The sequence below is a fragment of the Micromonospora sp. 4G55 genome, assembly GCF_016803375.1.
In genome coordinates this window covers 1-7,661 of sequence record NZ_JAEVHN010000281.1, presented here as the reverse complement: position 1 = coordinate 7,661, position 7,661 = coordinate 1, and the positions used below count along the sequence as shown (strand labels likewise).

At 73.7% G+C, this 7,661-nt stretch carries 4 protein-coding genes and 3 pseudogenes; 4 read left to right on the top strand and 3 right to left on the bottom strand.

The window, feature by feature from the left end; all coding sequences use genetic code 11:
- A partial coding sequence (locus JNW89_RS21290; protein ID WP_238450239.1) for an HNH endonuclease family protein occupies positions 1-726 on the bottom strand: 726 nt, incomplete at its 3' end.
- 286 nt (positions 727-1,012) lie between these two features.
- A pseudogene (locus tag JNW89_RS21285) lies at positions 1,013-2,237 on the bottom strand (PucR family transcriptional regulator).
- Between the two features lie 83 nt (positions 2,238-2,320).
- Between JNW89_RS21285 and JNW89_RS21280 the strand changes: the two are divergent.
- The 4 genes and pseudogenes from JNW89_RS21280 (at position 2,321) to JNW89_RS21265 (ending at position 6,873) form a co-directional block, all read left to right on the top strand.
- Positions 2,321-3,412: pseudogene (locus JNW89_RS21280) on the top strand (ferredoxin reductase).
- Between the two features lie 14 nt (positions 3,413-3,426).
- Complete coding sequence (locus tag JNW89_RS21275; RefSeq protein ID WP_238450238.1) at positions 3,427-4,575, top strand: acyl-CoA desaturase; 1,149 nt, start codon at positions 3,427-3,429, stop codon at positions 4,573-4,575.
- A gap of 255 nt (positions 4,576-4,830) precedes the next feature.
- Positions 4,831-6,003 carry an alanine--tRNA ligase-related protein gene (locus JNW89_RS21270; protein WP_238450237.1) on the top strand — a complete coding sequence of 391 codons (1,173 nt, stop codon included), beginning with the start codon at positions 4,831-4,833 and terminating at the stop codon, positions 6,001-6,003.
- A gap of 105 nt (positions 6,004-6,108) precedes the next feature.
- Positions 6,109-6,873 carry a hypothetical protein gene (locus JNW89_RS21265; RefSeq protein WP_238450236.1) on the top strand — a complete coding sequence of 255 codons (765 nt, stop codon included), beginning with the start codon at positions 6,109-6,111 and terminating at the stop codon, positions 6,871-6,873.
- 40 nt (positions 6,874-6,913) lie between these two features.
- On the opposite strand, the pseudogene JNW89_RS21260 reads toward JNW89_RS21265, so the two are convergent.
- A pseudogene (locus JNW89_RS21260) lies at positions 6,914-7,461 on the bottom strand (hypothetical protein).
- Positions 7,462-7,661: the final 200 nt, after the last annotated feature.

The window sequence follows — 7,661 nt, the reverse complement described above, 5'->3', positions numbered from 1 at the left end:
CTGTCCACGGTGAGCCGCCAACGGATCTTGGTGGCGACCCACTCCTTGACGTAGCGGCAGCGGGCCGAGGCGTACGGGGGCAGCCAGGTGGCCGGGTCCGTGGTCGCCTTGGCCTGGTTGACGTTGTCGGTGACGGCGGCCACTGTCCACGGTGAGCCGCCAACGGATCTTGGTGGCGACCCACTCCTTGACGTAGCGGCAGCGGGCCGAGGCGTACGGGGGCAGCCAGGTGGCCGGGTCCTGGTCGCCCTTGGCCTGGTTGACGTTGTCGGTGACGGCGGCCAGCGGGCGGCTGTCGCCCAGGTCGTTGGCGTACGCCTGGCGGCGGCTGGTGGTCCAGCTGCGCGCGCCGGAGTCCCAGGCCTCGGCGAGCGGCACCATGTGGTCGATGTCGAGGTCGCTGGTGATGGTCCAGTACGCGTTGTCGTAGTAGGAGTACCACCGCCCGCCGGACAGCGTGCAGCTCCCGCCGACCGTCGGGGCGGAGACGGCCTCGGCGATCAGCACCTCGTTGCGGGTGTTGCAGCCGTCGCCGTCGGCGTCGATCCAGTGGGGGAAGAGGTCGCGGCTGTAGCCGGTGCGGACCTCGGTGGCGACCGGTAGGCCGGCGACCGCGGTGGTCAGTGAGGCCGAGTAACTGGCGGCCCAGGCGGGGTGGGCGAGGCCGAGGGTGGCGGCCAGGGCGGCGGCGAGGATGGTGGCCGTCGCGCGCAGGGTACGGGTCATGGTGCTCCGTCCAATGAGGGTGGCGGGATCGCCTGCGTACATATGGACAGAGAAGACGGCCAATATCCAGATCAACTTTGTGAACGGTGGGCGACGCAGCGTCGCCGAACCGATGACAAGCTCGGTGTGGGTGCCGGCCCGCGCGCGGAACGGCGCCCGCGCCTACCTCGACGTGGCGTCCTTCCACCCGATCGCCGCCGGCAACGGGCGGGCGGCGATGCCGGCGCTGTACTTCCCGCTCGTCCGGCGGCCGGGTGGGCGCGGCCACCCGTGGCGGCCGGTCGGCTCACTCCGCCGGCAGGAAGGCCAGCGCCAGGGTCAGCTCCAGCACCGTCGCCGGGTCGTTGAGGCGCTCGCCGTACAGCTCGCGCAGCTGACCCATCCGGTAGCGCACGGTCTGCGGATGGACGAAGAGGTCGCCCGCGACGTCGTCGCGCCGGCCCTGGTGCAGCAGCCAGGAGCGCAGCGTCTCGGCCAGCCGCCGGGCGGTCGCCGGGGGCAGCGCCGACAGCGGTTGCAGCACCTGCGCGCGCAGGTCCGCCAGGGCCTCCGGGTCGGTGCTGAGGCACCAGCCGGGCCAGGTGCTGCTCGGTGTCCAGCGGCGCGCCGTCCGCCGGCCGGTCCAACCCGAGCGCCAGCGGCCGCAGCACGCGGCTGGTCACGACTCGGCCGACCCGGGTCCACGGCCGGGCCGGCCCCACCACCGCCCGGTGCCCCTGCACCGCGCCGGTGAGCCGCCGCCGGCGCCCGCCGTGCACGTCGGGAACGAGCAGCACGGCGGACTCCTCGGCCAGCTCCACCCCGGGCAGGTCCTCACCGCTCTCCAGGGTGTGCGGCCCGAGCATCGCGAGCACCCCGCGCAGGTTGCTGCGCGGCAGCACCGCGACGGTGAGGGTCTGCGGGGGCGGCCACTCCGCCCGCTCGGCGCTGCGGCGCAGCACCTCCTCCGGCTCGCCGGCGAGCAGGTGCCGGACCAGCCGTTCCAGGTCGCGCCGGTGCACCCGCCCGGCGCTGGCCAGCTCGTCGGTGTGCCCGGCCACGCTGGCGGCGGAGAGCTCGTCGATGTAGGCGAACATCAGCTCGGCGAAGTCCGCCACCCGCTCGGCGGAGAGCCCGTCGCGCACGGTGGTGGCGGAGACCTCTCGCCAGGCGACCCGGGCCCCCACCCGGTACGCGGCCAGCAGCGCGTCCATGCTCCGCCCGGACCGGGCCTCGCCGCTGCCGAGGGCGTACGCGGCCTCCAGCGCCCGGCTCAGCGGGGTGCTCGGGTCGGCGGCGTCGGCCCGCTCGATGAGCTGGAGGAACGTGCCCAGCGCGATGCGGACCGCGTTCTCGATCTTCTCGCGCATCTGCCCGGTGAGGGTGCCCGAGTAGTCGGGGACCTCGGCGGTGATCGCGGTGACCGTCCGCTCGGCCACCGCGGGCAGCTGGCCGCGCAGCCGGTCGGCCACCCGCTCGTCCAGCTCCAGGTGCGCCGCCCGGCGGCTGGTGGCCCCGGAAGGATCGGACATGTTGTTCCCCCCGAACAAGAACCCGTGGTCAATTCACCTTTGCTGGCCAAGATGTTATGCGAACGGGCGACGACCCTGGACATATGACCACCACCGTCCCGCGTCCCCCGACGAGGCCCTCCGTCCGGGACCGGCTCCTCCGGCTCGCCGAGACGGTCACCACCCCACTGCTCCCCGCGGACTATCTCGACCTGGTCGCGCCGCTGCGCGCCGGGGCCGCGCTGCGCGGTCGCGTGGTCGCCGTCGACGCCGAGACCCGCGACGCCGCCACGCTGACCATCCAGCCCGGCCGTGCCTGGCGCGGCCACACCGCCGGGCAGTACGTGCGCCTCGGCGTGGACGTCGACGGGGTCCGGCAGTGGCGGGCGTACTCGGTCACCTCGGCTCCCGGGCGTCCCGACGGCCGCATCTGCGTGACCGTGAAGGCGATCCCCGACGGGAAGGTCAGCAACCACCTGGTCCGGCGCATCCGCCCGGGCGCCATCGTCCAGCTCGACCAGGCGCAGGGGGACTTCGTCCTGCCCGACCCCGCGCCGGCTCGGGTCCTCTTCCTCACCGCCGGCAGCGGCGTCACCCCGGTCATGGGGATGCTGCGAGCCGGCGCGCTCGGCCGGTCGGACGTCGTGGTGGTGCACTCCGCGCCGACCCCGGCCGACGTGGTCTTCGGCGCCGAGCTGCGGGCGCTCGCCGGACAGGGGGGCGATCCGGCTGGTCGAGCGGCACACCGACACCGACGGGCTGCTCGGCGTCGACGACCTGGCCGGGCTGGTCCCCGACCACCTGGAGCGCGAGACCTGGGCCTGCGGCCCGATCGGGATGCTCGACGCGGTGGAGGAGCACTGGCGGGCGGCCGGCGCGGCGCAGCGGCTGCACACCGAGCGGTTCCGGCCGACCGTGATCTCACCGGGGGAGGGCGGGACCGTCACCTTCACCAGGGCCGGTCTCAGCGTGCGGGCCGACGGCGCGACCCCCATCCTGGATGCCGGGGAGGCCGCCGGTGCGCTGATGCCGTCGGGCTGCCGGATGGGCATCTGCTACGGCTGCGTCCTCCCGCTGCGCCAGGGGGCGTCCGCGACCTGCGGACCGGGGACATCACCACGGCCGTCCCCGGTGACGGCGTACTCATCCAGACCTGCGTGTCGGCGGCGGCCGGTACCTGCGACATCGATCTGTAGACAGGAGGCCGGACGTGACCGCTATCCAGAAGAAGCCGGACAACCCGATCGCCCACCTCAGTGCCGAGGACATCGAGATCCTGGGCAAGGAGCTCGACGCCATCCGGGACCGGGTGATCGCCGAGCGCGGCGAGTCCGACGCCCGGTACATCCGCAAGGTCATCAAGACCCAGCGGACGCTGGAGATCAGCAGCCGCGCGGTGCTGCTCTTCTCGCTCTTCCCGCCGGCGTGGGTGGTCGGCACCGCCGGCCTGGCGGTGGCCAAGATCCTGGAGAACATGGAGATCGGCCACAACATCCTGCACGGCCAGTACGACTTCATGCGCGATCCGAAGATCCACTCCACCACCTGGGAGTGGGACCACGTCTCCCCGGCCGACCAGTGGAAGCACTCGCACAACCAGCTGCACCACACGTACACCAACGTGCTCGGCAAGGACAACGACCTCGGGTACGGGATCATGCGCGTCGACGAGGACCAGAAGTGGCACCCGATGCACCTCGGCCAGCCGCTGTGGAACTTCGTCAACGCCTGCTTCTTCGAGTACGGCATCGCCGCGTACGACCTGGAGCTCGGCCGCAACCTGCAGAAGGACCGGCGCAAGGCCCCGGAGTTCCGGGCCCGGGCCCGCGCCGTCGGCCGCAAGATCCGCCGTCAGGTGCTCAAGGACTACATCGTGCACCCGCTGCTGTCCGGCCCGTCCTTTTTCAGCACCCTGGCCGCCACCTTCACCGCGAACCTGATCCGCAACCTGTGGAGCCACTCGGTGATCATGTGCGGGCACTTCCCGAACGGCGTGGAGACCTTCGAGAAGACCAGCATCGAGGGCGAGACGCGCGGCGAGTGGTACCTGCGGCAGATGCTCGGTTCGGCCAACATCAGCGGCAGCCGGCTGATGCACATCATGACCGGCAACCTGTCGTTCCAGATCGAGCACCACCTCTTCCCCGACCTGCCGAGCAAGCGCTACCAGGAGATCGCCCCGCAGGTCCGGGCGCTCTTCGACCGGTACGGGCTGAAGTACACCACCGGCCCGCTGCCCAAGCAGGTCGCCTCGGCCTGGTGGAAGGTCATCCGGCTGTCGCTGCCCAACCGGACCCCGGCCACGCCGAAGCCGGCCGACGACCTGTCGACGCGTACCCTCGCTCCCTCGGGGGCCTGAGCACCCACGACGGCGCCGCCGAGCCACCCGGAATCGCGGTGGCCGGCGGTGCCGTCGTCGCGGTACGGTCGGGCCATGCAGATCAGGCGCACCACCGCCGCGGCCGCGCGAGCTTCCCGCTCGCCGGTTGCCGCCGCCTGATCACCTGACCCCACGCCGGCGACCGGAAACGGTCCGCCGGCGTTCGCGCGTCTGCACCCCCGCGTCCGCGCGGCGGGCCGTACCGGTCGCACCCGCACCGGAAGGCCCTACGCCATGACACCCGAGCAGATCGTCCGCACCTTCGTCGACCACTTCCACCGGCGGGGCCACCGGTCCGCGCCGGAGAGCCCGCTGATCCCACCGCCGGGCGATCCGGTCCTCTTCACCACCTCCGGGATGCACCCGCTGACGCCCTACCTCGCGGGCCGTCCCCACCCGTCCGGCCGCCGCCTGGTCAACGTGCAGCGTTGCCTGCGCACCACCGACCTGGACGAGGTCGGCGACCCGACCCACCTCACCGTCTTCGACATGCTCGGCACCTGGTCGCTCGGCGACTACGGCATCGGGCCGAGCCTGCGCTGGGGCTACGAGCTGCTCACCGACGGCTTCGGCGTCGACCCGGGCCGGCTGCACGCCACCGTCTTCGGCGGCGACGACCAGGTCGGCCCCGACGAGACCGCGCTGGCGACGTGGACCGAACTCGGCGTGCCGGTGGAGCTGACCCGCGCGGAGAACTGGTGGTCCAACGGCCCCACCGGACCGTGCGGGCCGGACTCGGAGATCTTCGTCTGGACCGGCGACGGCCCGCCCGCCGGCACCCCGGGCGGTGACGACCGGTGGATGGAGGTCTGGAACCACGTGCGGATGCGCTACCACCGGCACGACGACGGCCGGCTGGAGCCGCTGCCGCAGCCCAACATCGACACCGGGATGGGCCTGGAGCGGCTGGAGATGGTGCTGCGCGGCGGCCGGTCGGTCTTCGAGTGCGCCGGCCTGACCCACTGGGTCGAGGCGGTCCGCGACCGGTGGCCGCTGGACGAGACGGCGCACCGGATCGTCTGCGACCACCTGCGCTCGGCGGTCGTGGTGCTCGGTGACGGCGTCCGGCCCGCCAACACCGGCCGGGGCTACGTGCTGCGCCGGCTGGTCCGGCGGGCGCTCACCACGCTGTGGCGCGACGATCCGACCCGGACCCTCGCCGACCTGCCCGACCAGCCGTACGCGGACACGCTGCGCCGGTTCCGCCAGCGCGGCGACGTCGAGCCGCTGCGCCAGGTGCTCCTCGACGAGGAACGGCGCTTCCGGGCCCTGCTGCGGCGGGGGCGGCCGGTGGTCGAGCGGGTGCCGGTCCCGGGGCCGCTGACCGACGCCGACTACGCGTGGCTGCACGACACCCACGGGCTGCCCCGCGAGCTGGTCGACGGGCCGCTCGGCGTGGCGGGCTGACCCGGGCGCGGACCCGAGGGGGATTGCGGGCGCCGCCACCTGGGTATCCGCTGTGGACCGCCGCCGGACGGCCGGCGGCGGTCCGCCCTCGCGGGGAGGTGTCCGGTGACCGTCCGTGCCTCGGCGAGCGTGCTCGCCCTCCTGTTCACCCTGACCGGCTGCGGGGTGGCGCGGGACCTCGCCAGCGGCGACGCCGCGACCCCGTCCGGGCCGTCCGCGCTCGACGAGCTGCGCCAGGCGGCGCAGGCGTTGGACCGCGGCCCCTACAGCTTCCAGTTCCGCACGCCCACCACCATCGGTGCCGGCGCGGCCGACGGGCGCGACGGCTGGCTGCGGATCAGGGTGGTCGGCGGCGAGATCGCCAAGGCCCGGGTGACCTTCGAGGTGCTGCACCGGGACGGCCAGCACCTGGTCCGCAGCAATCCGCTGACCGAGGACCGGTGGACCCGGCTGGACATGACGAAGGTGAACCCGGCGCGCCGGGCCACGCTGGAGCGGTTCGGCGACCCGGCCCACGCCGAGGACCTGCTCGCCGGGGTCGGCACCGCCGAACGCAACGGCGAGCGCGGCTATCGGGGCACGTTGGATCTGACCCGGGCGACCGAACCGGGCGCCAGTCGCCTCATCGACGACGCGCACCTGCGGTCGCTCACCCCCGAGCAGACCCGGTCGGTGCCGTTCGAGGCGACCGTGGACTCCCAGCGGCGGCTTGTGGGCCTGCGGTTCACCCTGCCGGCCGCCGGGGGCCGACCGGAGCAGCCGTCGGAGATCAGCTACTCCGGGCACGGCTTCAAGCCCGACTTGAGCGCGCCGTTCGACGGGAAGATCGGCCCGGCGCCGGCGGAGGTCTACGAGTTCGTCAACGGCTGACCTCGTCCAGCTCGATCACCTCGGCGGCGGGACCGGTGTCCTAGCCGAGCAGCAGGAACGTCGGCACCCCGACCAGCACGCCGGCCACGCCGCGGCGAGCACCTGGGCGGTGGTGTGGTCACCCAGCCGCACCCGGGACCAGCCGATCAGGGCCACCAGGCCGAACGCCACCAGCAGCGCCGGCCCGAAGACGACCACCAGCACCCCGACCGCCCCGGCGGCGACGGCCGCGTGCGCGCTGAGCTTCCAGACCTGGTTGACCGCGGTGACCACCAGCAGCACCGCGAACATCACCACCACCATCGCCACCAGCGCCCGGGGCGCCCCGAGCAGGACCAGCGCCGCGATACCCGCCAGCACCGAGAGCAGGCCGCCGACCAGCGGCCCGCGCCGCTGCTCGCGTACCCCGATGTGGTGGTCGGTGAGCCGGCCGCGCCGCACCCCGAGCCAGATGATCCCGTACGGCACCACCGCGCTGAACAACACCGCCAGCAGCGCCCAGCCGAGGCCGGCCAGCCAGGCCGGCGCGGTGGCGTGCAGCGCCACGACCACCGGCATCGCCGCCGCCCACACGGCCGGGGCGAACATCTCGGTGACGATCCGCGCGACGCCGGGGCCGGCGGGCGCGATGACCCTGGTCTCACTGGACACGCTGTTGCCTCTCGCTGTCGTCGGCGCCGGTCGCCGGGCCCAGCCCGGCCCGTAGCCAGGTGACCTCCGGGGAACGGTAGGCCCTCGCCACCCGGACGAGCCAGGCGACCTGCTCCGCGGCCTCCCCACCGTCGGCG

Coding starts and splice junctions, on each gene's coding strand:
- JNW89_RS21270 (WP_238450237.1), top strand. CDS start 4,831: ATGACACCCGAGCAGATCGTCCGCACCTTCGTCGACCACTTCCACCGG.